The organism is Rhizobium sp. BK313, from assembly GCF_014193655.1.
Taxonomy (GTDB): Bacteria; Pseudomonadota; Alphaproteobacteria; order Rhizobiales; family Rhizobiaceae; genus Rhizobium.
This window is the reverse complement of record NZ_JACHZQ010000007.1, coordinates 1-25,208: the sequence shown is the minus strand read 5'-3', so window position 1 is coordinate 25,208 and position 25,208 is coordinate 1. Positions and strand designations below refer to the sequence as shown.

Annotated in this window: 21 protein-coding genes; 10 read left to right on the top strand and 11 right to left on the bottom strand. The window is 59.0% G+C overall.

Annotated elements, in window-relative coordinates; genetic code table 11:
- Positions 1-25: 25 nt before the first annotated feature.
- Positions 26-946 carry an aldose 1-epimerase gene (locus FHT86_RS28475; RefSeq protein ID WP_312862550.1) on the bottom strand — a complete coding sequence of 307 codons (921 nt, stop codon included), beginning with the start codon at positions 944-946 and terminating at the stop codon, positions 26-28.
- A gap of 147 nt (positions 947-1,093) precedes the next feature.
- On the opposite strand from FHT86_RS28475, the gene FHT86_RS28470 reads away from it, so the two are divergent.
- Positions 1,094-1,858 carry a FadR/GntR family transcriptional regulator gene (locus FHT86_RS28470; RefSeq protein ID WP_183868953.1) on the top strand — a complete coding sequence of 255 codons (765 nt, stop codon included), beginning with the start codon at positions 1,094-1,096 and terminating at the stop codon, positions 1,856-1,858.
- Between the two features lie 71 nt (positions 1,859-1,929).
- Positions 1,930-3,444 carry a mechanosensitive ion channel family protein gene (locus FHT86_RS28465; RefSeq protein ID WP_133710275.1) on the top strand — a complete coding sequence of 505 codons (1,515 nt, stop codon included), beginning with the start codon at positions 1,930-1,932 and terminating at the stop codon, positions 3,442-3,444.
- Here FHT86_RS28465 and FHT86_RS28460 read toward each other — a convergent pair.
- Entirely contained in the window at positions 3,441-4,970 is a 1,530-nt protein-coding gene (locus tag FHT86_RS28460) for a S10 family peptidase (protein WP_133710274.1), read from the bottom strand. The genes FHT86_RS28465 and FHT86_RS28460 overlap by 4 nt on opposite strands.
- Before the next feature lie 212 nt (positions 4,971-5,182).
- Here FHT86_RS28460 and FHT86_RS28455 point away from each other — a divergent pair, with 212 nt between their 5' ends.
- Positions 5,183-5,914, top strand: coding sequence for a dienelactone hydrolase family protein (locus tag FHT86_RS28455; protein ID WP_133710273.1), 732 nt, complete (start codon positions 5,183-5,185; stop codon positions 5,912-5,914).
- Between the two features lie 80 nt (positions 5,915-5,994).
- Here FHT86_RS28455 and FHT86_RS28450 read toward each other — a convergent pair whose 3' ends face one another.
- From FHT86_RS28450 to FHT86_RS28440, 3 genes are all read right to left on the bottom strand, one after another.
- Entirely contained in the window at positions 5,995-6,681 is a 687-nt protein-coding gene (locus FHT86_RS28450) for an isochorismatase family protein (RefSeq protein ID WP_133710272.1), read from the bottom strand.
- Positions 6,682-6,842: 161 nt separating this feature from the next.
- Complete coding sequence (locus tag FHT86_RS28445; RefSeq protein WP_133710271.1) at positions 6,843-8,036, bottom strand: enolase C-terminal domain-like protein; 1,194 nt, start codon at positions 8,034-8,036, stop codon at positions 6,843-6,845.
- A 14-nt stretch (positions 8,037-8,050) separates the two neighbouring features.
- On the bottom strand, positions 8,051-9,361 hold the full coding sequence (locus FHT86_RS28440; RefSeq protein ID WP_133710270.1) for an MFS transporter: 1,311 nt from the start codon (positions 9,359-9,361) through the stop codon (positions 8,051-8,053).
- Between the two features lie 178 nt (positions 9,362-9,539).
- Between FHT86_RS28440 and FHT86_RS28435 the strand changes: the two genes are divergently transcribed.
- Positions 9,540-10,586, top strand: coding sequence for a LacI family DNA-binding transcriptional regulator (locus FHT86_RS28435; protein WP_166656950.1), 1,047 nt, complete (start codon positions 9,540-9,542; stop codon positions 10,584-10,586).
- On the opposite strand, the gene FHT86_RS28430 is transcribed toward FHT86_RS28435, so the two are convergent.
- Positions 10,583-11,023, bottom strand: coding sequence for a MarR family transcriptional regulator (locus FHT86_RS28430; RefSeq protein ID WP_246779721.1), 441 nt, complete (start codon positions 11,021-11,023; stop codon positions 10,583-10,585). The two genes, FHT86_RS28435 and FHT86_RS28430, sit on opposite strands and share 4 nt — an antisense overlap.
- 120 nt (positions 11,024-11,143) lie before the next feature.
- On the opposite strand from FHT86_RS28430, the gene FHT86_RS28425 reads away from it, so the two are divergent.
- Positions 11,144-12,004, top strand: coding sequence for a haloalkane dehalogenase (locus tag FHT86_RS28425; protein WP_133710267.1), 861 nt, complete (start codon positions 11,144-11,146; stop codon positions 12,002-12,004).
- 213 nt (positions 12,005-12,217) lie between these two features.
- On the top strand, positions 12,218-13,108 hold the full coding sequence (locus tag FHT86_RS28420) for an amino acid ABC transporter substrate-binding protein (protein WP_133710266.1): 891 nt from the start codon (positions 12,218-12,220) through the stop codon (positions 13,106-13,108).
- A 99-nt stretch (positions 13,109-13,207) separates the two neighbouring features.
- Here FHT86_RS28420 and FHT86_RS28415 read toward each other — a convergent pair whose 3' ends face one another.
- Both FHT86_RS28415 and FHT86_RS28410 read right to left on the bottom strand, forming a co-directional pair.
- Positions 13,208-14,245 (bottom strand): MBL fold metallo-hydrolase, encoded by a 1,038-nt coding sequence (locus tag FHT86_RS28415; protein WP_133710265.1) that lies wholly within the window; start codon positions 14,243-14,245, stop codon positions 13,208-13,210.
- 48 nt (positions 14,246-14,293) lie between these two features.
- Positions 14,294-14,956 (bottom strand): peroxiredoxin, encoded by a 663-nt coding sequence (locus tag FHT86_RS28410; protein WP_133710264.1) that lies wholly within the window; start codon positions 14,954-14,956, stop codon positions 14,294-14,296.
- Positions 14,957-16,140: 1,184 nt separating this feature from the next.
- Between FHT86_RS28410 and FHT86_RS28405 the strand changes: the two genes are divergently transcribed.
- From FHT86_RS28405 to FHT86_RS28390, 4 genes are all read left to right on the top strand, one after another.
- Positions 16,141-17,271: a calcium:proton antiporter gene (locus FHT86_RS28405; RefSeq protein WP_133710263.1), complete on the top strand. Its 1,131-nt coding sequence runs from the start codon at positions 16,141-16,143 to the stop codon at positions 17,269-17,271.
- A 31-nt stretch (positions 17,272-17,302) separates the two neighbouring features.
- Positions 17,303-17,860: a DedA family protein gene (locus tag FHT86_RS28400; RefSeq protein WP_133710262.1), complete on the top strand. Its 558-nt coding sequence runs from the start codon at positions 17,303-17,305 to the stop codon at positions 17,858-17,860.
- A gap of 169 nt (positions 17,861-18,029) precedes the next feature.
- A complete protein-coding gene (locus FHT86_RS28395; RefSeq protein ID WP_133710261.1) occupies positions 18,030-19,277 on the top strand; it encodes an efflux RND transporter periplasmic adaptor subunit in 1,248 nt (415 codons plus the stop codon).
- A gap of 40 nt (positions 19,278-19,317) precedes the next feature.
- Positions 19,318-22,476 (top strand): efflux RND transporter permease subunit, encoded by a 3,159-nt coding sequence (locus tag FHT86_RS28390; protein ID WP_133710260.1) that lies wholly within the window; start codon positions 19,318-19,320, stop codon positions 22,474-22,476.
- 93 nt (positions 22,477-22,569) lie between these two features.
- Here FHT86_RS28390 and FHT86_RS28385 read toward each other — a convergent pair whose 3' ends face one another.
- The 3 genes from FHT86_RS28385 to FHT86_RS28375 all read right to left on the bottom strand — a co-directional run bounded on the left by FHT86_RS28385 (position 22,570) and on the right by FHT86_RS28375 (position 24,724).
- Entirely contained in the window at positions 22,570-22,899 is a 330-nt protein-coding gene (locus FHT86_RS28385) for a hypothetical protein (RefSeq protein ID WP_133710259.1), read from the bottom strand.
- On the bottom strand, positions 22,896-23,684 hold the full coding sequence (locus FHT86_RS28380) for a DUF2092 domain-containing protein (protein ID WP_133710258.1): 789 nt from the start codon (positions 23,682-23,684) through the stop codon (positions 22,896-22,898). Before FHT86_RS28380 ends, FHT86_RS28385 begins: the two co-directional genes overlap by 4 nt.
- Before the next feature lie 224 nt (positions 23,685-23,908).
- Positions 23,909-24,724, bottom strand: coding sequence for a cysteine rich repeat-containing protein (locus FHT86_RS28375; RefSeq protein ID WP_133710257.1), 816 nt, complete (start codon positions 24,722-24,724; stop codon positions 23,909-23,911).
- Between the last annotated feature and the right edge of the window lie 484 nt (positions 24,725-25,208).

Genomic DNA, 25,208 nt, shown 5'->3' with positions numbered 1-25,208 from the left:
GAATCCTTTCTTGAACTGGGAGCCGCTAGGCAATCGCTTCCGGACACAATTGCAGGCTGACCGCCATCTCCTCGCCGGGTTCCAGTACGGTGAGATCACCGAGGTCGGGCAGGTTATGGCCGTTTGCCAGATGCGACATAGGCTCGAAACAGAAATAGTCGCGCTGATAGTCCGGATCAAAGCCGGCATCGGAGACAAAGATGAAATAGTGCCTAAGCTGCTCATCCGCAGTCAGACGCAGGCGGACTCCATGCTCGGGCCAGGCGACTTCCGCAAAGTCGTCCCACCCCTCGAAGCCATTGTTGATCCAGCGATGCGGCAACCCGCGGGCCGTTGCAAAATCCAGGTCCTCGGGAATGTCCGTCGCCTCCCCCGGCAGCCAGCCCTTTATTTCCGTCCAGAACTGCCGCGCCGGTGCCTTGAGCGTCGTGGCCGGTGTCATGGGAAAGTAGGGATGCCAACCCAGGCCGAAAGGAAGTGCCTCCGCTCCAATGTTCCTGACTTCGAGATGCATGTCGAAGCGGTCATCATGAATGGCAAAGCGCTGCCGCGCTTCATAGGCGTAGGGTGTGTCATGGCCTTCATGCGAAAAGCGGAATTCTGCCTCGCTACTGTTTTGGCTCAGAACCTTCCATTCCGACTGCCAGCCCTCACCATGCAGATAATGCGGATCCCAAGGCGTATTGGGCTCGAATGCATAGTCCTTGCCGCGGAAGGTAAAGCGATTGTCCTTCACCCTGTTACCGAAGGGAACGAGCGGATAACAGCCCGAGGAGAGCGCATCGGCGTCGTCAGACGATGCTTCCCGCAGCAACGGTACGCGCATGCCGCCCCGCTCCCACCAGAGGCCGAGCACGAGGCCGCCGCGCGTGGAAAGCCGCGCTGTCAGGCTGCTGCCCGTGAGCTCCACCACCGTCATGTCCAGCCATTGTCCTCCCGTTCGCATTGAGCAATTCCGCGGGGACGGTAGTTTTCATCATATTTATTGTCAACATAGGTAGGATTTATATACAGTTGGTCTGGGATGGCCGCGCTTGGTGATTGCATTGACGATTGCAACAGGTGCACGGTGGGGAACAACCAGGGAGACGGCATGGTAAGCGGCAAAACGGGGAAAAAATTGACTGCGGCGATGCCCGGCCTTTCCGAGGGCGGCAAGCGCAGCGTGCGTGAAGCGCTGCTGCAACGCTTTATCGACAAGATCATATCCGGCGAAATGGTCGAAGGTTCGACGTTGCCGAACGAGGCGGAACTGACCGAGCAATTCGGCGTCAGCCGCACCAGCCTGCGCGAGGCCATGCAATATCTGGCGGCGCTCGGCATGATCCGCTCGCGCACCCGCGCCGGCACCACCGTGCTGCCGCGGGAAAACTGGAACTATCTCGATCCGCTCGTCCTCGATGCCACCCTGCGGCTCGGCAACGACGACCGTTTTCACGCCTCGCTGATCGAGGCCCGTCAATTGCTGGAACCGGCCGCCGCCGCCCAGGCCGCAGCCAACGCCAATGCTCATCATCTCTTCCGCATATCGAAGGCTTTCGAGGAGATGGTAGAAGCCAATGCTCGCGATAACGAGGCATGGAGCCGGGCGGATCTCGAATTCCATACCGCGATCATCCGCGCCAGCGGCAACTGGGTCTATCTGCAATTCGCTACCGCCATCCGCGCAGCACTGCTCGCGAGCTTCCGCCTGACGAACCGCGCCAGCCAATCGCATGAACAGGCAATCGCAATGCACCAGGAGGTGTTGGAAGCCATCCGCATGCGCCGCCCCGACGACGCCCGCAGCGCCATGGAACGCCTGATCGGCGTTGCCCGCGCCGAGATTTCGGATGCGCTAAGGAAAGCTCGGACCTAGCCATATGGTATTGCGGCCAAGTTCATGCCAATTTACCGGCCATCCGAAAGACTGAACGCGGCCAAGTCCTCATGTCCATTGCGCTTCTCGCCGATCCGATCGTCCAGTTCTGCATCTTGGTGGTCATTGGCACATTCGTCAGTCGTTTCCTGCTTCGCCACCGGCGCGCCGGGCGACTGATCGGACAGATCGCCTTTTTCGTCAGCCTGACCGCGCTTTTGCTCTATCACGGCATCGTGCCCTATGAGCCCAGTCCGGCGCAGGCACAGGACACGGTGACGCTGCGCGTCTTCACCGGCTTCGCCAAGATCGTCTGGTGGATCAACGGCGCCTGGGTGCTGGTCGCTTTCGTGCGCCTGTTCCTGATCTTCGAGCGCAAGCCGCGCGAAGGCCGGCTGCTGCAGGATCTGGTCGTCGGCATCATCTATCTCGGCGCGGCTCTCTCCGTCGTCGCCGATGTCTTCAGCGTACCGGTCGGCACGCTGATCGCGACCTCGGGCGTCTTCGCCATCATTCTCGGCCTTGCGTTGCAGAGCACGCTAAGCGACGTCTTCTCCGGCATCGCGCTCAATCTCGGCAGACCCTATTCTGTGGGCGATTGGGTGGTGCTCGACAATGACATTCAAGGCCGTGTTGTCGAAACCAACTGGCGAGCCACGCATTTGCTCAGCGGCACCAACGACCTCGTCGTCATCCCGAACAGCGCCCTTGCCAAAAGCCGGATCACCAATCTCTCGAGCCCGGACGAAAGCCACGGCATCACCATCACCGTCCGCGTCCAGCCGACCACGCAGCCGAAAGTCATCGCTGATGTCATGCGCAACGTGCTGATCAGTTGCAACACAATTCAGAAGACGCCAGAGCCGAGCGTAATGATCGATTCAATCGACGGACAGGCGGTCGAATTGCAATTGAATTTCCGCATCCGTGACATATCCCAGACGGCGGCCGCCAAAAATGAGATCAACGACCTTATCTATCGTCATTCGAAAGCAGGCGGGTTGAAGCTCGCGGGTCCACCCGACGCCATCACGATGCCGTCGGAATCCCAGGCCGAGACGGCGAACGCCGCCCAGCATCCCGGTACGCCGTGGCGGTTGCTCAACAATATCCCGCTGTTCTCGTCGCTGACCGAGGACGAGAAGGAGCATCTGGCCTCGCATATGCAGCGCCGCACCTATCACAAGGATGCCGTCCTCGCCGAGCAGGATTCGCGGTTGCGCTCGCTGACCATCGTGCGCTCAGGCGTTGTCAGCGTTACCCGCAGGGAGGCGCAGCGGCAGATCGAATTGACGCGGCTTGCTCCCGGCGACTATTTCGGCGAAGGCGGTCTGCTGATGGGGGCCGGCGAAGTCGGCACGATCCAGGCGCTGACCTTCGTGGTGACCTATGAAATCGGCGAGGATTGCCTGGCGCCGCTCCTGCATGACCGGCCTTCCATCGCCGAAGAGCTGGGGGCTATCATGTCGAAGCGCATCGAAGCCGAACGCCATCTTTTCGGCGCCAGCGACATGCTGGTCAACGGCGCTCCAATCGGTTCTCTGACCTCACGCATCAAGCATCTGTTTCAGCTACAGCACGACTAATTTGACTGCAGCGGGGGTGTCGCTGGCTGCGCCGCGAAAAACGCCTTGGCGTCTGTCGTGAATTGCTCTCGCGACGTCGGCCGCGTGTAGAACATATGCCCGCCGCGATAGAGCTTCAGCGCCACGCGGTCGGCAAAGGCCGGCGGCATGTGATCGAGCACATATTTGTTGACGCCGAAGGGCACGACGAGATCGCTATAGCCCTGCGCCACCAGCAGCCGGAAAGACGGGACAAGGGTCAGCATCTCCTTGATGTCGTCCGTCCCGCTCGCATGCAGGCGCGAACCGCCGTTGCGGCCGCCCCAGTTCCAATGCTCGTTTACGGAGCTCGACAGCAGATTGTAGGTCATGTCGGTATGGAAGCCGAGCTCGTCGCGCGCATAGCTTGAGAAGGCCCCGCCATAGGCGCGAACGAAACCATCGAGGATCGGATCGTCGCTGCGGCCTGACTCCGATTCAGGATAGGGATCCGGCGCCAGGAACGAAGCGTCGTAGGAACTGACGATATCGGCGCCGTCACCATCGGAATGCTTCTGATACACCCCACCAAGAAAGCCCTGATTCTTAGCAACGACATCCTCGGGAATGCCGGTCAGCTTGGCCACGCGGTCGTAGAACGCACGACCGGCATCGCCGGTCGGAGGCGGGCCGGCAAGACTGGGCAGATATTCGTTCAGCGCAAATTTTTCGGCGTCCTGAACCCCCTGCTCGTTGAAGGCATTTTTCCGCTCCAACTCGGCAGCGGCCAGCGAAGGCAATTCGAGCGCCGCGCCGAGTGCGAGATCGTTGGCTCCGAAGACGAGCCGCCCTTCGATCAACGGCGACAGCATGACGATGCCGGAAATCAGGATGCCCTGATCCTGCCGCAAGCTGGTGGCGACTTTTGCCGAACGCAGCCCGCCATAGCTCTCGCCGAGAATATATTTCGGCGAGGCGGCGCGTCCGTTGTGGGCAACATAAAGCGCGATCGCCTTGGCAAGGCTCTCGGCATCCGCGCGCACGCTGTAAAACTCTTTGGCATCATCAGACTTTACCGTGCGGCTCCAGCCGGTGCCAATCGGATCGATCAAGACGAGATCGGTAAAGTTCAGCCAGCTTTGAGGATTGTCGACCAGCTTCGCGTTGGCGCCGTCGCGCCCGCTCGGGCCGAAATCGAGAATGCGCGGCCCGACCAATCCGAGGCTGAGAAAGGCTGAGGCAGCGCCCGGCCCGCCATTGAAGACGAAGGTGATCGGTCTGCCGGCATCCCGGTTCTTGGCGACATAGGCGGTGTAGAAGATCGCCGCGGTGCGCTCGCCGTCCTGGCCGAAGAGATCAAGTGTACCTGCTGTCGCCGTATAGGGAATGCTCTTACCATCGGCGTTGAGCACATGGTCGCTAACGGCATCGGCTGGCAACAGGGAGAGAACGCTTCCGCCACCTCCGCCGCCCGAAGAGCGGCCTTGCTCCGGCGGCGCGGCAAAGGCCAGCGTCGAGACGAGGGAAAAGACCAGCGCAAGGCCTGGAACGATCTGGCGAAAAGACATGCTACGTATCCTCCATCGGCCCCGCGCATCGACGCCTTCGCCTCGGATACTATTCCACTGACAGCAAAAGCGGGAACTCAAGAGATGTTGATCGCCGATTTACCTGTCGCATCTTTTTGAAAGGGAAATGCTATTGAGCGCCCTCCGGCCATTTGCCAGAGTGCCGTCTCGGGGAAACGAACGTTCAAACCAGGACCGCAAGGAATTTGACGATGAAACAAGATATTGAAATCAATGCTGCCGATGGCGTCGCGAAAGCCGCCATCTTCCGCCCCGACAATGGTGTTTCCGCTGAGCGTGGCATCATTTTCTACATGGACGCCATGGGTCCACGTCAGGCGCTCTACGACATGGCGCAGCGGCTTGCCGATTCCGGCTATGTCGTCCTGCTGCCCGACCTGTTCTATCGCTTCGGCGCCTATGGCCCGTTCAATGGCACGTCCTTCGGTGACCCGGCCTCGCGCGAAATGATCATGAATATGTTGCGCGGCACGACGCAAGAGATGACCAAGCGCGACAGCGCCGCCTTCCTCGAAGCGCTGACCACAGCAGGCGCCACCGGTCCGGTCGGCGCCATCGGCTATTGCATGGGCGGCGCCCGCGCGCTGACGGCAGCGGCTGCCTATTCCGACCGCATCGCAGCCGCCGCCACCTTCCACGGCGGCAATCTTGCCAGCGACGCGGAAGACAGCCCGCATCGCCTGGCTGCTGACATCAAGGGCAGCGTCTATATCGGCGTCGCCGGTGTCGACAACAGCTTCCCGCCGGAGCAATCCGGCCGCCTCGCCGAAGCGCTCCGCATAGGCGGCGTCGACCATATGATCGAGAACTATGTCGGCATGGCCCATGGCTGGACCGTTCCCGACCACGGCGTCTACGACGAGACCGGTGCCGAACGGCACTGGAAGCGCCTGTTGAACCTCTTCAACGAGACCCTGAACTAAAAGAGGCCGCGATATCAAAGACACCCCTCTTCAGCGCCCATCTGAAGCGGGGTGTCGTTTTGGCTTGGCTGGCCAATGTCTCAGAACTTGATCATGTCGATCTTGGTCAGCGTCGTCTTCTGTGAAACGCCGGGCGCGTTGACCATATGCCAGGCTACATATTGCTCGGCGTAGAGTTCGGTGGACGACATGCCGTCGACGGGGAGGATGATGTTCATGCCGTTCAGTGCAGCATCGGTCGCCGTGTCGAGAACCGCGCCTTCGGCGGCCGTGCCAGTGACGATCACGGTCTTGATGCCCTTGTCGGCGAGGATGTTGCGGAGATTGGTACCGATGAACTTGTCGGCGCCGGATTTTACGATCGGGTCGCTTGCTAGCGGCGCAATATCCGTGGCGATGTCCTGAGGTTCGCCCACGCCGGCCAAGCTGTAGACCACGAACACGCCTTTGGCGCGGGCCTCGTCAAGCATTGCCTTGACCTTCGGCACGGAGGCAAGGCACCGCGGCTTGGTATTCTTGTTGCACGGCCCCTTGGTCGGGTCCTGCGCGCCGTTGAAATCGAGGATCAGCAGTGCCGTCGTCTTCTGATCGACCGTCACCGGCTTCAATTCCGGTGCCGCCGGCGGCTTCACCTTCTGCCAATCGTCGATGATGGTCTGGGCCGACGCCGGCGTAGCTCCGAAGGGACTTATGGCCGCGCTCAAACCAATGAATCCGACGCCGAAAGCGAAGGCCGCTTTTTGCACTATGCTACCGATATGTCTCATGAAATCGCTCTCCTGAACCCCATAGGTTCCATTGGCCTGACGTTGCAATCTAGATAGGTCAAACCTCGGAGATTGATAACGAAACTCTTCGTGATCCCGGCGTTATCCGATAAAACACTCCCGGCCGGACGATCTGCTCACCCGGCCGGGATTTTTCGGCATCAAGCCGCGAAGATGATGTCTTCCGCCTCGATCTTGCTCTTGTCGATCTCCATCGCCAGGCCGGGTCTGTCAGGCACTTCGATCATGCCGTCGATGACATCGAGCGGATCGACGAGGAAGTGCTGATGCACCGCATTCCACTTCACCAGATATTCCTGGTAGGGCGTATGAATCGGCGACTGCACCGCCGAAAAATGTGCGGTGACGAAGCTGGAATGACCATGCGGAATGGTGATGAGGTCATGCACTGTGGCGTAGGCCGCGATCTTCAACGTCTCGGTCAGACCGCCGCACCAGTAGATATCCGGCTGAATGACGTCGAGCGCTTCCGAGTCGATGAAGCGCTTGAAGCCCCAGCGGGTATATTCGTGCTCGGCGCCCGAGAGCGGAATACGAATGCGTTCGCTCAGTTTCCGATAGCTGTCGATGCGGTCGGGCATGACGCATTCCTCAAGCCACCGCGGCTTGTATTGCTCGATCCGCTCTGCGAGATCGACGACATAGCCGACATCCATCGACTGCCAGCAGTCGAACATCAGATCGTAATCTTCGCCGACGGCTTCACGCAGCGTGCGCACCAGCTCGACATTCTTCTTCATGCCCTCGGTGCCGCTCATCGGGCCGTGGCGGAAGAACCATTTCTGGGCGCGGTAGCCCTTCTCCTTGTATTCGATGGCACGCTCGCGAACCTTGCCGGCATCGAGCACGGCAAAGCCGAGCATCGAAGCATAGGCCGGGATCTTCGTTTGAGTTGGTCCGCCGAGCAGCCGGTAGACCGGCTGATTCAGCCATTTGCCACGCAGGTCCCACAGCGCGCAGTCGACGGCGCTGATCGCCAGCATCGCGTCGCCCTGGCGGCCATGCACCATACCGCGATGCATCTGATCCCAGAGCTTCTCGCCGGCAATTGCGTCCTGACCGATCAGATATTTGCGCAGGTGCTTAGCGATGATGTAGGCGGCGCCTTCCGGGATCGGGCCGGCAAGGCCGGTAACGCCTTCATCCGTATGGATCTCCACGAAATGCGTGGTGATCTTGAACCCGTCGGCAGTTTGAATGCCTCCTTCGTGATCGTTTCTGACCCGGTATTCCGGATAGATATCGATGGGACGAACGAGCCGTTCCTCCCAAAGATCGCCGTTGGTCGGCAGCGTGCCCTGCAGGCGACGAAGACGGACTTCAGTAATTAACATGACTGTACCTCGGCTTATCGCGCTTTGACTGCACCGGCTTCAGGGATGCGGCCAAAGAGCGTTGAAATGACGATGAGGGTGACGACCGACATGGCGGCCATCAGCGCCAGCCAATAGAGGCCGTCGTCGAAATTGCCGGTCGAGTCATGGATCATGCCGATCACCCAGGGATTGACTACGCTGGAAATATTGCCGAGCGCATTGATAAGGGCAATGCCGCCAGCTGCCGCAGCCCCGCTGAGGATCGCTGTCGGCAGACCCCAGAACACCGGCATGGCGCCGAAAACCCCGAAGGCGGCAATGCAGAGCATCAGAAGTTTGACCGTCGGATCAGCACTGGCTGCCGAGCCTACGAGGCCGATGATCGAAATGATCAACGCTGTGTAATTGGCCAGGCGGCGCTTGCCGGGGCGATCGGCGAGACGGCCAAGCAGCAGCATGCCGGCGATGCCGAAGAGATAAGGAATTGCCGCGACAAAGCCGGTCTGCACCTGGCTGAAACCAAAACCCTTCAGGATAAGCGGCAGGAAGGTGCTGACCGCGCCGTTGAGATTGGTGAGGCCGTAATACATAAGGCAGAACAGCAGAACTTGCGGGCTGAGCAACGCCGTCATCAGTTGCTTTCCATGGCCTCCGCCGCTCAGCGCCGCGCGTTCACGCTGTTCGCGGTCGAGCCGCGCCACCAACCAGTCGCGCTCGGCGGGCTCCAAGAACTTCGCTTCCTTCGGGCCACTCGGCAGGATGAACGGAATGAGCACCGCAACAATCAGGGCCGGCAGGCCCTCCAGCAGATACATCCACTGCCACCCATGCAGGCCGAATATGCCATCGAGCTGCAGCAGAAGCGTCGATACCGGCGTGCCTATCACCAGCGAGATCGGAATGCCGGCCATGAAGGCGCTGATGATGCGGCCGCGATAGGCCGACGGATACCAGAGCGTCAGGTAGAAGACGACGCCCGGAAAGAAACCGGCCTCCGCCGCGCCCAGAAGCGCACGCAGCACATAAAGGCTGCCGGCATTCCAGACTAACGCATGGGCGGCGGCCAGAAGTCCCCAGGTCAGCATGATGCGGGCAATCCACCAACGCGCGCCAAATCGCTCAAGCGCGAGGTTCGACGGGATTTCAAGCAGCACATATGGCACGAAGAATATGCTGGCGGCAAAACCGAAAGCGGTCATCGACAGACCCAGATCCCGGTTCATGGTCAACGCCGCGACACCGACATTGGCACGATCGAGGATCGCGATGAAATACGAGAATATAAGAATCGGCAGCAGACGCCATGTCAGCTTGCGAACAATGGTTTCTTCGGAAACAGCCATTTTCTCCTCCTGAAAATCTCCTTTGCGCTGCGGGCTCTTTGGACCGTGGCCCTCCCGCCAGCGCCTATGTCTTCGCCGGGCATTCAGATGATCGAATCCCGGAAACGTTTCCGGGAATTGCCATGACGATGTGGGGATGTCAAGACGATCTCGTCGAGTCGCGACGATATGGAGCAGCATGAAGAAACCGCAGACAGTCGGTATCCGGGAATTGGCCGCCCATCTTGGCATGGCGATCAGCACCGTTTCGCGAGCGATGAACGACCGCAGCGAAGTTAGCCCCGAGACGCGTAAACGCATTCTCGCCGAGGCCGAGCGGCTGGGCTATCGGCCGAACCAGTCAGGACGCAGCCTGCGTAGCGGCGCGACCAAGGCGATCGCACTGACCATGCGTACAGACATCGGCCGCACCATGTCAGGCGAAACCTTCTTCATGGCGCTGAGCGAGGGATTGCAGAGCACGCTTGCCAATGTCGGCTATGACCTGATGATCCTGCCCTGCGCCTCCGATCAGGATGAAAACGAATTCCTCTACCGCGCCGTCGACCGCCGGCTCGCCGATGGTTTCATCATCTCCAATGTCCAGCGCATCGATCCGCGCATCGACTATCTGAGGAAATGGCACATGCCTTTCGTCGCGCTCGGCAGCAGCGAGACCAAGGGCGATTATGCCGCGCTCGATCTCGATTTTGCCGGAGTTGCCGAGACCTCAGTGCAGCGGTTGGCATCGCGGGGGCACAAACGCATCCTGCTCGGCTTGACTGCGCAGGAGACGAACAACAACTACATCTTTCTGGCGGGCTTCAAGGCCGGGTTGGAAAAAGCGGGCCTCGCCTTCGATGAAAGGCTGGTGCTGCGCCTGCACGACCGCATTTCCGGCGGATACGAACTGGCCTCCAAGCTGCTTGCCATGGACGACCGCCCGACGGCCGTGCTCCTTATCCAGGAAACAATGGCGATGGGCCTTTACCAGCGGCTTGGCGAAGGCGGCTTGCAGCCCGGCAAGGACCTCGCCGTCATCGGCTTTCGCGAAAATCCCGTCTGCCGCTACCTGACGCCGTCGCTGACAAGCTTCCGCATCGATCTCAAACACTACGGCGCCCGCCTCGGCGAAATGATCATTGCCGAGCTGGACGCCGCGACAAAAGTCACCGGCCGCAGCGATTTCGTCCACGAAGTATGGCCGATGGAATTGGTGCCGGGAAAAAGCGACGCGCCGGCTTAGGAACCAGCCTGCTCTTCAGCCCCGATACCGGTCTGATCGTCGCTCTGCAACCGACCGAGCAATCTTTGCAATGCATGCTTGATCTGCTCGATCTCCTCCGAGCCGGCAATTTCCGCCCAACGTTCGTCGACGAGACGGCCGGTCGCCATCGCGATCGGTCGGACACCCTTGCCGCGTTCTGTGAGGAACACCAGTCGAGCACGCCGGTCGTTGGGATCTGGGCGGCGCTCGACATAACCCAACCGCTCGAGCTCCTCGACCGCCTGCGTCATTGTCTGCTTACGCACGTGGGCAAGCTTGGTGAGTTCGCTGACCTGGATGCCCTCGGGGCGGGCAAAGGTGAAAACGTTGGCATGCGGCGGACGGATGTCGCCGAAGCCGGCTTCGTCCAGCGCGGCTTCGACGGCCTGTGTCCAGTGCTGGTGCGCAAGCCGCAACAACAGGCCTAGGGGCGGACGGGAGGGAGCACAGTTTTCCATGGGATATAGACAGGCACCTGACTATTGTGTTAGATAGACAGGTACCTTACCATTTCTTTCGAAGAAAGGATACCCGCCATGCCCTCCATCGATGTGCTGGATTCGACAATCTTCTATGAGGATGCAGGGAGCGGGACCCCCTTCGTCTTCCTCCACGGCAATCCCACCTCGTCTTATCTCTGGCGGCATGTTTCTCCCCATATCGGTGCGCCGACCCGCCGCCTTGCGCCCGATCTCATTGGCATGGGCCGCTCGGGCAAGCCCGACATTCCCTATCGCTTTGCTGATCATGCCCGTTATCTCGACGCCTGGTTCGACGCTCTTGAACTCACCAGCGTCGTGCTGGTCGGCCACGACTGGGGTGGCGCGCTGGCATTCGACTGGGCAGCCCGCCATCCCGACCGGGTGCTCGGCATCGCCTTCATGGAAACCATCATGCGACCGATGAGCTGGGACGATCTCCCGAACTCGAGGCCGCGTTACGAGGCACTGCGCTCGCCGGGCAGCGGCGAGGCCAAGGTTCTTGACGAGAACTTCTTTATCGAGCAGGCGCTGCGAGCCACCGTACTCAGTGGGCTGAACGACGAGGATCATGCCGTCTACCGCGCACCCTACCCAACCCGCGAAAGCCGGCGGCCGTTGCTGGAATGGCCGCGCGCAATGCCGATCGAGGGCGAGCCGGCCGATGTCGTCGCCCGGATCGAAGCCTACGATGCCTGGCTGGCGGCGAGCGCGGATGTCCCGAAGCTGCTCCTGACCTTCGAGGGTCCGGCGGAAACCCTGTTGATCGGTGAGGCGATGACGGCTTGGTGCCGGGCAAACATCGCCAATCTAGACATCGAAAATTGCGGCCCGGCCCGCCATGTCGTGCCGGAGGATCAACCCGAGGCAATCGCCGCCGCCATCTCCCGATGGGCGGATCGCCACAAGCTTCGTTAGGGGATCTGATGGAGCCGGATGCCACCGGCTACCCAGGCCGCTTGATGAAACCAGCCGTGGAGCTCAAACGGCATGCAACCGAGTTTGCACGCCGGCCGCCTCTCTTTTTCCGCGAAACTTTTCGAAAACAATCCATCGTTGACAAATGACGCCCAGACCATAATCTTCGCCTAAGCGTTTGCGATCGCCACCATTCTTTCGGAGATGAAGATCATGCTGGCGAAATGCATGAGACGGTTGGTTCTGGCAGGCCTCATCCTTTGCGTCTCGGCATATATGGCCGCCGCCATTCAAACGCTCGACCAGATCGCTCAAAAGGGAACCGTCCGGATCGGCTACATTGCCGACGAGGCACCGTTTTCCTTCAAGAAAAAGGACGGCAGTCCGGCGGGATATACCATCGATCTCTGCGGAAAGATCACCGACGAAATCGGCCACAAGATTCCCGACGTGAAGCGGGAATATGTCGAAACCACTCTCGCCGATGGATTCAACGCTGTGAAAAGCGGACAGATCGATCTTCTGTGCGGCGCTATCACCATCAATCTTGACAGGCGTGAAAGCGTCGATTTTTCTCAGCCGATCTTTCTGACTGGAGCAAGCGCACTGCTGCGCAAGGATTCGCCCGAATACCTGCAGATACTCTTCCTCGATAAGCGCCCGGTGCGAGCGGTGGACGCACAATCGCCTTCAAACAGCATCATCGGCGTCCGCTCGGATACGACCACCGGCGCGACACTGCGCGAAGCACTCGGGCCCGATGTACCGAAAACGCGGGTCGCAGATTTCGCAACGCATCAGGACGGGCTCGAAGCCCTCGAAGACCATAGGATCGACGCCTATTTCGCCGACCGGGCTCTCCTCATCAGCCTCGCCGCTCGTGCTCGCAATCCCGCCGCACTTGCGATCGGCAACCGCCTGTTCACGCACGAGCCCTATGGGATCGCCTTGCAGCGAGACGATTCCGCCTTCCGCCTTCTCGCAGATGAGGCGCTCACGGCTTTTTATCAATCAGATGATTTTCCGAAGCTGCTGAAGACCTATTTCGGGGATGAAGCACCTATTCTGCGCAGCGAAATATTGATGCAGTCAATTCCGCAGTAAGGCCGGCTGCATTCATCTGTACGGCAAGCGCCTGTATCCGCCGTACTTGCAGTCAGTTGGAGCACCCATTCATTGCCGGTCTATTGGCTGGTGCACAGCTCAATGGGCTACCGGCCCGTTCGCCTTCTTCCACGCGGCGATGCCACCCTCGATATGACAGGCGGTTGCCAGGCCAACGTCCTGCGCGGCCTGCACCGCCATCGCCGATCGCTCGCCGAAGGCGCAATAGAACACGATCCGTTTGCCGGTGGCCGCCGCCAGCTCATGCAGCATGCCGCCCGCGCTGATGTTTTCCAGCAAATCCGGATAGGGTGCATGCAGCGAGCCTGGGATGGTTCCATGCTTTTCGCGCTCGCCCTTCTCGCGCAGGTCGACGATCGCAATATCGGGACGACCGCGCAACGCCAGCGCCTCGGCCGCCGAGACAGCCCAGCCTTTACGTGCAATCTCATCCTGATGAAGACCGACATGAACATTGGCCGGCACGGCCACATCCATCATCTTCGGATTAGGGAGTTTGAGGTTGTTCATGAGGTCGGCATACTCGTCCGCCGACCGAACCCTGAGGCGCGGATTGAATAGCTTCTCCTCGCCGATGGTGGAAACCGTATCGCCCTTATAGTCATGGGCCGGATAGACCAGCGTCTCGTCCGGCAATTTCAGAAGCTTGTTGAAGATCGAATCATATTGTTGAAGCGGGTTGCCGTTCTGGAAATCGGTGCGTCCGGTGCCGCGAATGAGGAGCGTGTCGCCCGTAAACACCCGGCCGCCCATGAGGAAGGAATAGGAATCGTCCGTGTGGCCCGGCGTATAGAGCACATCGAGGCTCAAACCTTCGATCGCGACACGATCGCCTTCCGTGACACGCATAGAGACGACATCGGCAAGTGTCTGCTCGCCCATCACCGTGATGCAATGGGTGCGGTCGCGTAGCGCGCCCAATCCGGTGATATGGTCGGCATGCAGATGGGTATCCACGGCCTTGACCAGCTTCAGGTCAAGTTCGTCCACGAGCTGAAGATAGCGGTCGACCTTCTCGAGCACGGGATCGATGATGAGCGCCTCACCGCCCCGGCGGCTGGCGATGAGATAGGTATAGGTACCGGACACGCTGTCGAAGAGCTGACGGAAGATCATCGGCGACTCCCTTGCGCAAATCTCGCCCCGGACGAAGGGCCGTCGTGGTTACGCCTTCGGCTGTGGAACGATCCGGATGTAGGGCTTAGGCGCGTTCCACCCCTGCGGATACAATGTCTTGGCTTCGTCGTCGCTCACCGAACCGGCGATGATCACATCCTCACCCTGCTTCCAGTTCACCGGAGTAGCGACCCTGTGCTTCGCGGTAAGCTGAAGCGAGTCTATCACACGCAGGACTTCATCGAAATTGCGGCCTGTGGTCATCGGATAAACCAAAATCAATTTGATCTTCTTGTCCGGACCAACGACAAAGACGTTCCGCACGGTCTGATTGTCAGCCGGGGTGCGCTTGGTCGGATCGCCTGACACCGCTGCCGGCAGCATGCCGTAGAGCTTCGATACGGTGTAATCGACATCGGCAATCATCGGGAAATTCGGTGCAAACCCCTGCGTCTCCTTGATGTCGCTCACCCAACCGGAATGACGGTCGAGCGGATCGACCGACAGACCCATAATTTTCACGCCACGCTTGTCGAATTCGGGTTTGATCCTCGCCATATAGCCGAGCTCGGTGGTGCACACCGGCGTGAAATCCTTCGGATGCGAGAACAGGACGACCCAGGAATTATCGGCCCAGTCGTAAAAGCGGATCTTGCCTTCGGTCGTTTCCGCCTCGAAATCCGGCGCAATATCATTGATTGCAAGTGTCATAGCCCCCTCCGTCATAGACAACACAGTTATCGATTCTTTGCCTCGGTATATTTATTGTACATTTTGATAATTTAGGCAACGCTAAACATGAAAATATGCTTCCCCGCGTTGCTAGCACCGCGCCGATGCTTTAATTTTCTCTCGTAAAAAGCGCGCTTAACTTAGGGTGAGCTGAACGGAACTTGGAATAACATAGCCGAAGCGCTTGTTGCCGAAGCGACCGGCACAATAGAATCGCAGCGATTGGGAAAAGAAAACCCCGCCACTTGGGGGGATGGCGAGGCTTTTAAAATGTTATGATATTATCATAGTATATCTATTGGCTTGCGCAACAAAAAAGCGCCCACCTGCTAAGCGGTGACAGGCGGGCGTCAAGTATCCAACGATTTGAAGTTAAACGATAATTAAATATCGTCAATAGCTAAATAAAATTTGGCTAAACCGCGAAGGTAACGACCCGCTTAATTTCGTTCGCGTTTTTTTTCACCATCTCTAACATGGAGATAGACACCAAAAATAAGCCGCGCATGAAAAAGCCCCGCCAAATGAATAAGGCGGGGCAAGCGGGGAAAGCTCCCTCAAATAGGAGGGGGCGCCAGCAATAAATCAGGACTGTTTAAACCGCACGAGGTCAGTTCCGACCAATGCGGTACGGTATGCACGAAAAAGCTAACCTATGGCCGCGAGTAATACCTATCGATTGACAGCGCGGTCGGAGCGAAGTGCTCGAGTTGGCGGGCAGGCTAACGATGGACTGGACGTTTTCAGATGGCTATGGGATCAGGCAATATACCGCTCGTCGCCCTTTTTGCGGAGAAGACAACGGCCATAGCCGGGCTTATAAAAAAGTTCGAGGGACTGCGCGATCCCGAGATCCGGCCACTTTTCCACAAAGGCGGAACCTGGCTGGTCCGGCACGATGGTTCGTGGCTACCTCGACGGATTGCGCAACCTAACACGAGGTAGCACGTCAAAGGCACGATCTATCTGTGCGACCGCTCTGCCGGTACACGCCTCGATCGAACGAGCAAAGGCTGCTCTCGCGGGAAGCAGCGAACGCGTGTAGAATTTTGGACTCGGAGCGATGGATTCAGACGGTTTGCGGGCGTCCGGCAACGGGGGGATGATATGATGGCATTGGTTATCGCTTTGCAGCTACAGTTCACTGGGCGGCCGTCATCCCAATGACGGACACACTGGTATTTCGTCCCTTCGGACTGACCCGTCTTCTACGCAAGGAATGGTTTCTGGCGATCAGCATTCTGACCAGCCTGGTGGTCCTTGGCTTTGAAGATTCGTTGTTTCAACAATTGTCCAACCCTGTTTGGCTCGCTTTCATTTTTCTCGGGCTTTTTGCCGCCGTACTTGGCTCTGCGCTTTCCGTTGTCCGGCATGCCGATCATCTGGCGGAACGACTTGGGGAGCCATATGGCACATTGATCCTGACGCTTGCTATCACCTCGATCGAGGTGATGGCTATTTCCGCCGTGATGATCCATGGCGCGAACAACCCTACCCTTGCCCGCGATACGCTTTTCGCGGTGATTATGATCATCCTCAACGGCATGGTGGGATTGTCGTTGCTGTTCGGCGCCTGGCGCCGGCCGGAGCAGTCGCACAACCTTCAGGGCGCCAATGCCTATCTCGGGCTTATCGTGCCGCTGGCAACGCTGAGCCTGATTATGCCCAGTTTCCTGTATACTTCCGGAGGCCCGCACCCTTCCGCGCCAAGACAGATGGTGCTCGGAATCATATCGATCGGCCTCTACGGTATATTCCTGATGCTTCAGGCCGGTCGCCATCACCATTTCTTCGCCGACGAAAGCGAACCGCCCGTCAAGCACGACGCTCGCCCTGTACGCGGATCGATATGGCTTCATACCATTCTGCTGTTCGCCTATATGGGGCCGGTGGTGTTCCTTGTCGAAGAACTCGCCAAGCCGATCGACTACTTCATCGAAACATTGCAAGCGCCCGTCGCCTTCGGCGGTGTCGTCATGGCCGTGTTGGTTGCCACACCGGAAGCCATCAGTGCCGTGCGCGCCGCCAGCGCCAACCACTTACAGCGCTCAATCAATATCTTCCTGGGTTCGGTCCTCTCAACGATCGGGATAACCGTCCCTGCTATGCTCGCCGTCAGCTATATCTATGCACACCCCGTTACGCTGGGACTTCAAGGCAGCGATCTCGTGATGCTCATCCTGACGCTGGCCGTCAGTATCATCACTTTCGCCAGCGGCCGGACCCATCTCATGCAGGGCGCCGTTCACCTTGTGCTATTCCTGGCTTACGTGTTGCTCATTTTCCAGCGGTAAAGGTCACGCCCTCGATCCGGAGCCACCCACAATGACCATCGAGCTTCTGATCGCAAGATATGGCCTCCTGGCGATCTTCCTGGGTGCAGCCGTCGAGGGAGAAACCATGGTTATCCTCGGCGGTGTATTTTCGCATCGCCACCTCATGACCTATTGGAGCGCGGCGACAGCCGCCTGCGCCGGTTCCTTTATCGCGGACCAAACCCTCTTCTTCGCTGGTCGCTATGCCCGACACTACCCGCGCATCCAGAAAATCATCGAGAAGCCGGCTTTCGCACGGGTCACGCATCTTCTGGAGCGCTATCCCACCGGCTTCATCTTCGCGTTCCGATTCATCTATGGCGTGAGGACCATCAGTCCGGTCGCCATCGGAATGTCAGGCGTTTCAGCGATAAAGTTCGTCTCGATCAACGCCGTGGCCGCCTTGGTCTGGGGATCGCTCTTCACCGGAATAGGCTATCTGTTCGGACAGGGTATCGAGCAGACGTTCGGCCACCTCCCCCTCCATCACCATGTCCTGATTGCCGCCGGTGTTATTATTGTCCTGCTTCTTGCTATGATGACGTTCAGAAAAAGGAGGCCTGCCTAATCAGGTTTGGCCTCCGCCAATACAGCCCACGCTAATTGCAGGGCGCGGGCTATTGCAATTTTTAGCAATGCCGCTTCATATTGCCACATGCCTTGATCCATCGGTACCGCTTGGTTGTCGACGAGGCACGCATGAAGACTGGAACTCGCAAGTTATGGGGGCGTCAGGAATGCGTGGGGGATTTTCTCAAGGTCTGCAATTTTGCGTCGTGCTTTTCTGCACGATTTCTCTTCAGGCATGCGACGGAAGCAACAACACCTACGTCGCCCCACCGCCGCCGAAGGTGCGTGTAGCGCTTCCTCTGCAGCAGGCCGTCACCCGATATTTCGAGCTGACCGGCAATACTGCGGCAATCAATTCCGTCGATATAGAGGCACGCGTTCAGGGCTTCCTCGAGTCGATCGACTATCGCGACGGCACGACTGTCACGAAGGGCACCCAGCTCTTCAGCATTCAGAGCGATACATACCAAGCGCAAGTCGATCAGGCGCAAGCGACACTTGCCTCTGCGCAGGCATCGCAGGTCGGCGCCGATCAGGAGTACCAGCGGCAGCTCAATCTCAGCAGGCAGAGGGTCACGACACAAACGGCCGTCGACAGTGCCAAGGCGACGCTTGATCAGGCGAACGCAACCATCCTCAACGCACAGGCCAGTCTCGACCTTGCGAAGATCAACCTCGGATATACGAAGGTAGTGGCGCCGTTCGACGGCACGGTGACTGCCCATCTCGTCGATGTGGGCGCCCTGGTCGGGGTATCCGGCCCAACCACGCTCGCAACTATCGTCCAGATGGATCCGCTCTATGTCAATTTCAGCGTCAGCGAACCACAGGTGCTGATGATCAAGCAGGATATGGCAAAGCAAGGGCACACGTTCAGGCAAACCGACCTTCCGACCATTCCCTTTGAGATCGGCCTGCAGGGCGAGACCGGCTATCCCTTCAAGGGCCATCTCGACTACGCCGCGCCGCAGATCGATACGGCAAGCGGCACGCTGTCGGTGCGGGGCATTGTCGACAACAAGAATCGCGCCCTTCTGCCAGGTCTTTTTGTGCGTGTGCGCGTGCCGGTCGGACATGAAGACAAGGCGCTGTTGGTGAGGGACGACGCAATCGGCAGCAACCAGCTGGGCAACTATGTACTGGTGCTTGGGAAAGATGAAATCATCGAGCAGAAGCAAGTGAAAACCGGCCAGCGCGAAGGTCCTCTGCGCGTCATTGAATCCGGACTTGACGCCGGCGATTGGGTCGTGACGGAAGGTATTCAGCAGGCCATCCCAGGCAGCAAGGTTGCGCCGGAGAAAGTCGCGTTAGACGCAGCCGCGACGGCAAGCGCATCGAACGATATCGCACCCGCTGCCACCGCACCCACGTCAGATGCGCCTAAACCCGGCACACCAAAGTCTGACACACCATGAACTCGCTCCCGTTTTCACGCCAATATCCGAGGAGGACAGCATGATTTCACGCTTCTTCATCGAGCGGCCGGTGCTCGCGAATGTTCTGGCGCTTGTCTTCGTCCTCATCGGCGCGGTCGCGCTCTTCCAATTACCCGTCGCGCAATATCCGAACGTTGTTCCGCCGACGGTACAGGTGACGACACGTTACCCCGGCGCGAGCGCAAAAACCCTCATCGATACCGTTGCCCTGCCGATCGAACAGCAGGTCAACGGTGTGCAGAACATGCTCTATATGCAGTCGACGAGCGCCAGCGACGGAACCTACTCCCTGACAGTTACCTTTGCGATCGGCACCAATCCCGATCAGGCGCAGGTCCTTGTGCAGAACCGTGTCGCCATAGCCATGTCCTCGCTGCCGGATGCCGTCCAGCTTCAGGGCGTCACGACACAAAAGAAATCGACGTCGATTCTGGAATTCGTCAGCCTGACCTCACCGGACAGCCGATATGACAGCCTTTTCCTGTCCAACTTCGCCGTCATCAATCTGCAGAACGAATTGGCTCGCCTGCCGGGCGTTGGCAATGTGTCGGTATTCGGTGCGGGCCAATATGCCATGCGCATCTGGATGGATCCTGACCTCCTGCAGGCGCGTGGCCTGACGCCGCAAGATGTTATCAACGTCGTGCAGGAACAGAGCCAAGAGGTGACGGCAGGCCAGGTGGGCATACCACCCGTGCCGCCCGGTCAGAATTTTCAGTACACGCTCAACGTCAGCGGACGGCTCGACGACGCGGTCGACTTTGAGAATATTATCGTCAAGGTCGACCAGCAGAATGGCGGACGCATCACGCGTATTCGCGACATCGGTCGCGTCGAACTCGGCGCCCAGACCTACAGTCAATCCTTCATGCAGAACGGGCGGCCTGCAGCCGGTATCGGCATTTTCCAATTGCCGGAAGCAAACGCCATCACAGTTGCGAAGGATGTCGCCGCGAGAATGGCGGTGCTTTCCAAAAGCTTTCCGCCGGGCCTCACCTACGAAGTCCCGTTTAACACCACCAAGTTCGTGACGGCTTCTATCAACGAGGTCTACATAACGCTGGTGGAGGCCGGCCTCCTCGTGCTTGTCGTCATTCTCGTCTTTCTTCAGGACTGGCGCGCAATGCTGGTCCCGGCGACCACCGTACCGGTCACGATCATCGGCGCATTCGCAGCGATGGCGGCACTCGGTTTCACCGTCAACCTCTCGACGCTGTTCGCGATCGTTCTTGCCATCGGTATCGTCGTCGACGACGCCATCGTCATCGTCGAGGGTGTCTCACGTCACATTGAGGAAGGAATGCCCGGCAAACAGGCGGCCGAGAAAGCGATGGACGAGCTATTCGGCCCCGTTATCGGCATCACGCTCGTCCTGATGGCTGTGTTCATTCCCGCGGCCTTCCTTCCGGGCCTGACGGGACAGCTCTACAAGCAGTTCGCACTGGTCATCGCCGCCACCGCACTGATCAGCGCCATCAACGCAATGACGCTCAAGCCGACGCAATGCGCACTCTGGCTGCGCCCGCCGGTGCCGCCTGAGAGACGCAACTTTTTCTATCGCGGCTTCAACAAGGTCTACGATCGGGCGGAACGTGGTTATGTCAGGCTTATCGGCGGCATGGTTCACCGTAGCGGCATTGCCGTTCTCGTTGCTCTGGCGTTGATCGCTGTCGCCGTGTGGGGACTCACGCGCCTGCCGACTGCCTTTCTGCCGGTCGAGGATCAAGGTTACGTGCTGATAAGCGCACAGCTTCCCGACGGTGCTTCCAAGGAACGTACCGACGCGGTCATGGAACAGGTCGGCAAGATTGCGCAACAGACGCCCGGCGTCGACCAGGTTCTGACCATTAGCGGCATCTCCATCCTCGACAACAGCGCAAGCTTGCAGAATGCCGGCGTCGCCTATGTCGTGCTCAAGGATTGGGATATCCGCGGCAAGGAAAAGGGGCAGGACCTGCTATCGATCTACGAGCATTTGAACGGCGCGCTGCGGGATATATTGGCGGCAAAGACGCTGGTGGTCGTGCCGCCGCCGATCCAGGGCATCGGCAATGCCAATGGTTTCACTATGCAGGTCGAGATCCGGAGCGGGAATTTCGACTATCCGCTGCTGCAGGGCCTGGCCGATACCATCGTCAAAAACGGTAACGCACAATCGTCGCTGCAAAGGCTGAGCACATCTTTCCGGGCCGACGTCCCGCAACTCTATGTCTCCGTTGATCGCATCAAGGCGGAGATGCTCGGCATTACGGTTGGGCAGGTTTTCTCGACACTCTCGGCTTACGTGGGATCGAGCTACGTAACGCAATTCAACAAATTCGGACGAATCTTCCAGGTCTATGTGCAGGCGTCTCCCGATTTTCGCGTGCGTCCCGACGACATCCGCAACCTGAAGGTCAAGGCCGGCGACGGCACCTTGGTGCCGCTCGGCACGGTGATAGATGTTACCAGCATCCAGGGGCCGTCCCTCATCAGCCTCTATAACCTTTATCCGACCGCGACGATCGTCGGCGGGGCCGCCAGTGGCTTCAGTTCCGGGCAGGCGCTTGATGTCATGGAGCAGATAGCCGACCGCACGCTATCGCCCGGATCGAGCTTCGAATGGACGGCTTTGTCCTATCAGGAAAAGGCTGTCGGCGGGCAGATCTATTTCGTCTTTGCCCTCGCCATGCTTCTCGTCTATTTCGTGCTCGCCGGCCAATATGAGAGCTGGATTCTGCCGTTAGCCGTGCTGCTGGCCGTGCCGCTCGCACTGCTCGGAACGGTGGGCGCACTGAGCGCTGCCGGTGTCGCGAACAATCTCTATACCCAGATCGGCCTCATCCTGCTGATCGCGCTCGCCTCGAAAAACGCCATTCTCATCGTCGAATATGCACGGGAGAAACGCGAGCAAGGTATGGCCATTATCGAGGCGGCGGTCGAGGCGGCGCGCTTGCGCTTCAGGCCTATCCTGATGACTTCCTTTGCCTTTATCCTCGGTGTGCTGCCGCTTGTGCTCGCGACCGGAGCCGGCGCTTCCGCCCGCAAGTCGATCGGCATATCGGTCTTCAGCGGCATGATCGCCTCGACCTGCCTTGCCGTGCTCTTCGTTCCTTCATTCTACGTCGTGTTGCAACGCATCGAGGAATACAGAAAACGCCGCACCGCCCCACAGCCGGTTTCGCAAGCTGCGGATTGAGGGCACGGAAAGTAATCTCCACGCAGGCGCCACGCGCCCAATGGGACCCACTCCTTCGCCCCGCAAACGATCATTCGATGGTCGCGACCCGACCTATGGCACGACGACCCGAACATAGCCACCGCCGCTCCTGACATAGTAGCCGGATCCGCAGCGATAGTAATAACCGCCATAATAGGCCCCATAGACGCAGCCCGCCGGCAAAACAGCGATGGCAGCCGTCGTTCCCGCGACAACGCGGCGCGTGGTCCTGCGGGCAACGCCCGCATAGGACAGCGGGGTCAAGGGCCGGCCGATGACGGCGCCTGCCGGTGTGCCGAAATTTATCGACAGCGGTATCGATCCGCCCGGCTCGATATTGACATCGGCGAAAAGGAAAGCGCCGACCAATCCTGCAGCAAGCAATAATCTGGGATGTCTCATTTGCCTTCTCCCGTATCGGCAGGCGCGGGAAGCTCATCCAGCGACTGGAGTTCGCTGAGATCGACCTTTTTCGCGCTGGTTGGAATCTCGATATTGTAGGAAACGGCGGCGACTTCCGGTCCGCTCTTGAAATCGTTGATCTCCAGCGTGTATTGCGGCGCCTGGCCGACATGCTTGCTGGTGATGACGTAGCGCCGCGGTATTGGTTTCGGCCCGGCCTGTATCCAGATCTGCCAGTCGATTTCAGGCGTGCGGAACGTCAGATATTCGCATTCTACGCCGTCGACGAAAGCACTGGATACATGCTTGGCGACAGTCACGTCCGACATTAGCAGATCGAAAACATCCGACGACAGCAGGTCGGCGCCCGGCGCTTCGACACCGGCGTCCATCAGTCGGCCAAGCAAATCGTCCACAGACCCCTTGGCATCGATCTTGGCATAGGCGTCGAGATTTTTGCCGTGCACGGTCAGGGTCGAACCGTCGAAGCTCACATCGACATCGGCGAACCCGCCCGTCCGGGTGATCCTGAGCTTGTCGGGACGCTCAAGACTGGCAGTACCGGAGCTGACGAACTGAAGCTTCTCAAAATCCGGTGTCACAGCCTCCAGCGAGGACTGATAGCGAAACGACATTGTCTTCTGCGCCGCGAGATAGTCGGACATTGTTTTCAGAAGATGCGTCGCATCATCCGCCCATGCCGCCCTAGGCAGGATGAAGCATAGGCCGATGGAGCCGTAAATCAGCAATCGGTTGAATTTCTGAACGTAGGAAATGGATGACATTGCAATGCCTTTCGTTCCGGTCGTCGTTGATCCATCGAATATGCAACCTGCCTGCTTCGGCAGGCCTGTATCGCTCAAACTCGCATGAAATGTCAGTTTCGGATGATGCCTGCAGACCACAGAGGGAGGCTGGTTCGCTATCGGCCGACAGAACTATTTTCTCAAGAAATATTCGCCGCCCGCCCCTTCGCCCAGAAAGAAACCGAGGTTCCCCGCACTTGACCTTATAATCCGCTGGTCAATACCCTCTGGCATGACGGAGACACCCGCTGCAGATTGTCCCTCAGGCAGGCAATGCCCCGGCCTCCGCCGAGCGGCACTGAACGGCAGAAGGCGCGAAAATCCGGCCCGCACGACCGCCGCAGGATGATCAATTCTTCGCGTGGCGTGAAAGACGGCATCGCGGCACCCGCACCTGGCACCGCCGCCGCTGCACCACCCGCACCCGGGGTCTGTCCCCCGGCCGCAGGCGCAGAAGCGCTCCCTCCCAGAGCCGCAACTGCCTGCTGGCAGGATGGGGATAGGGTTGCGTTGTGCTGGCGAAGACAGGTAAGCGCCTCAGAGCCACCCGGCGTCACACCCGAACACTGCGCCATGAAATCGGAACGGCAGGCAGATTTGACCGCATTGCGCTGCGCCTGTGTCGGCTGACGCGCCTGCGTTCCACCGGAGGCGGCTGCGCCAGATTGGGCCGGCGCCGTTCCGGGCGTCTCGGCGGGCGCAACGGCACTGGACTTCCGCTTGGTCGTGTCCACCGCCGATACTGCGTTTCGACAGGCCGGAGAAAGTGTCGCGCTATGCTGTTGCAGGCAGGTCAAAGCTTCGATGCCGCCCGGCGTCACGCCTGAACATTGCGCCATGAAATCGGAACGGCAGGCCGACTTGATGGCATTGCGTTGCGCATCGGTGGGCTGTTGTGAATGAGCGGCGCCGACAAAAAGACCAAGCACACACAACAAGGCGCAAAGCGTAATATATGCCGGCAAGAGATATTGCCTTCCACGCGGGACGGCCGCCAGAAAAGACACTGATTTCCCCATTGTTTCCCCCCAAAGAAAAACTTTTCGTACCTATCGCGGGAACCTGTCGGCCAAAATAATGGGATCAAAAATTGAATAGGATCAAAGCTGCGTGCGGCCGATATGGAACGGTATCACTGTTATTTCTAAATTAGAATAGCAAATATATGCGCGAAAAGGTAGTCGTGGAGCATACAATTCTTTGGCGAGAGATCAGTTACTGATCCATGCAACGTTTCGAAATTTATCACACTTGCCCATACTCGTATCCGCATCGACAGATGCGTAGATCCGCGGTGGTGATTGGGGCGTTGGAACGCAGCGCGGCCGGCTGGCTGCGGGCATTTGGTGATCTATTGATGTTTAGAAGAGCTTGGTTTCGGGGGGAGGATTTGAACCGTTCCGGGCTTAAAACAGTTCACCGGACTGTATTATCGCAAAGCGAGCGCCCTTCAGCCTTGAGGTTGTGGTGCGAGGACGAGGATACCATCGCGAGGGAAAGCGA

Bases quoted from the DNA above. Each gene is read 5' to 3' on its own strand.
- FHT86_RS28475 (WP_312862550.1), bottom strand. From the start codon at position 946: ATGCGAACGGGAGGACAATGGCTGGACATGACGGTGGTGGAGCTCACG.
- FHT86_RS28420 (WP_133710266.1), top strand. From the start codon at position 12,218: ATGCTGGCGAAATGCATGAGACGGTTGGTTCTGGCAGGCCTCATCCTT.
- FHT86_RS28440 (WP_133710270.1), bottom strand. From the start codon at position 9,361: ATGGCTGTTTCCGAAGAAACCATTGTTCGCAAGCTGACATGGCGTCTG.
- FHT86_RS28390 (WP_133710260.1), top strand. From the start codon at position 19,318: ATGATTTCACGCTTCTTCATCGAGCGGCCGGTGCTCGCGAATGTTCTG.
- FHT86_RS28455 (WP_133710273.1), top strand. From the start codon at position 5,183: ATGAAACAAGATATTGAAATCAATGCTGCCGATGGCGTCGCGAAAGCC.
- FHT86_RS28415 (WP_133710265.1), bottom strand. From the start codon at position 14,245: ATGATCTTCCGTCAGCTCTTCGACAGCGTGTCCGGTACCTATACCTAT.
- FHT86_RS28450 (WP_133710272.1), bottom strand. From the start codon at position 6,681: ATGAGACATATCGGTAGCATAGTGCAAAAAGCGGCCTTCGCTTTCGGC.
- FHT86_RS28380 (WP_133710258.1), bottom strand. From the start codon at position 23,684: ATGTCATCCATTTCCTACGTTCAGAAATTCAACCGATTGCTGATTTAC.
- FHT86_RS28425 (WP_133710267.1), top strand. From the start codon at position 11,144: ATGCCCTCCATCGATGTGCTGGATTCGACAATCTTCTATGAGGATGCA.
- FHT86_RS28405 (WP_133710263.1), top strand. From the start codon at position 16,141: ATGACGGACACACTGGTATTTCGTCCCTTCGGACTGACCCGTCTTCTA.
- FHT86_RS28470 (WP_183868953.1), top strand. From the start codon at position 1,094: ATGGTAAGCGGCAAAACGGGGAAAAAATTGACTGCGGCGATGCCCGGC.
- FHT86_RS28460 (WP_133710274.1), bottom strand. From the start codon at position 4,970: ATGTCTTTTCGCCAGATCGTTCCAGGCCTTGCGCTGGTCTTTTCCCTC.
- FHT86_RS28395 (WP_133710261.1), top strand. From the start codon at position 18,030: ATGCGTGGGGGATTTTCTCAAGGTCTGCAATTTTGCGTCGTGCTTTTC.
- FHT86_RS28435 (WP_166656950.1), top strand. From the start codon at position 9,540: ATGAAGAAACCGCAGACAGTCGGTATCCGGGAATTGGCCGCCCATCTT.
- FHT86_RS28400 (WP_133710262.1), top strand. From the start codon at position 17,303: ATGACCATCGAGCTTCTGATCGCAAGATATGGCCTCCTGGCGATCTTC.
- FHT86_RS28375 (WP_133710257.1), bottom strand. From the start codon at position 24,724: ATGGGGAAATCAGTGTCTTTTCTGGCGGCCGTCCCGCGTGGAAGGCAA.
- FHT86_RS28385 (WP_133710259.1), bottom strand. From the start codon at position 22,899: ATGAGACATCCCAGATTATTGCTTGCTGCAGGATTGGTCGGCGCTTTC.
- FHT86_RS28465 (WP_133710275.1), top strand. From the start codon at position 1,930: ATGTCCATTGCGCTTCTCGCCGATCCGATCGTCCAGTTCTGCATCTTG.
- FHT86_RS28410 (WP_133710264.1), bottom strand. From the start codon at position 14,956: ATGACACTTGCAATCAATGATATTGCGCCGGATTTCGAGGCGGAAACG.
- FHT86_RS28445 (WP_133710271.1), bottom strand. From the start codon at position 8,036: ATGTTAATTACTGAAGTCCGTCTTCGTCGCCTGCAGGGCACGCTGCCG.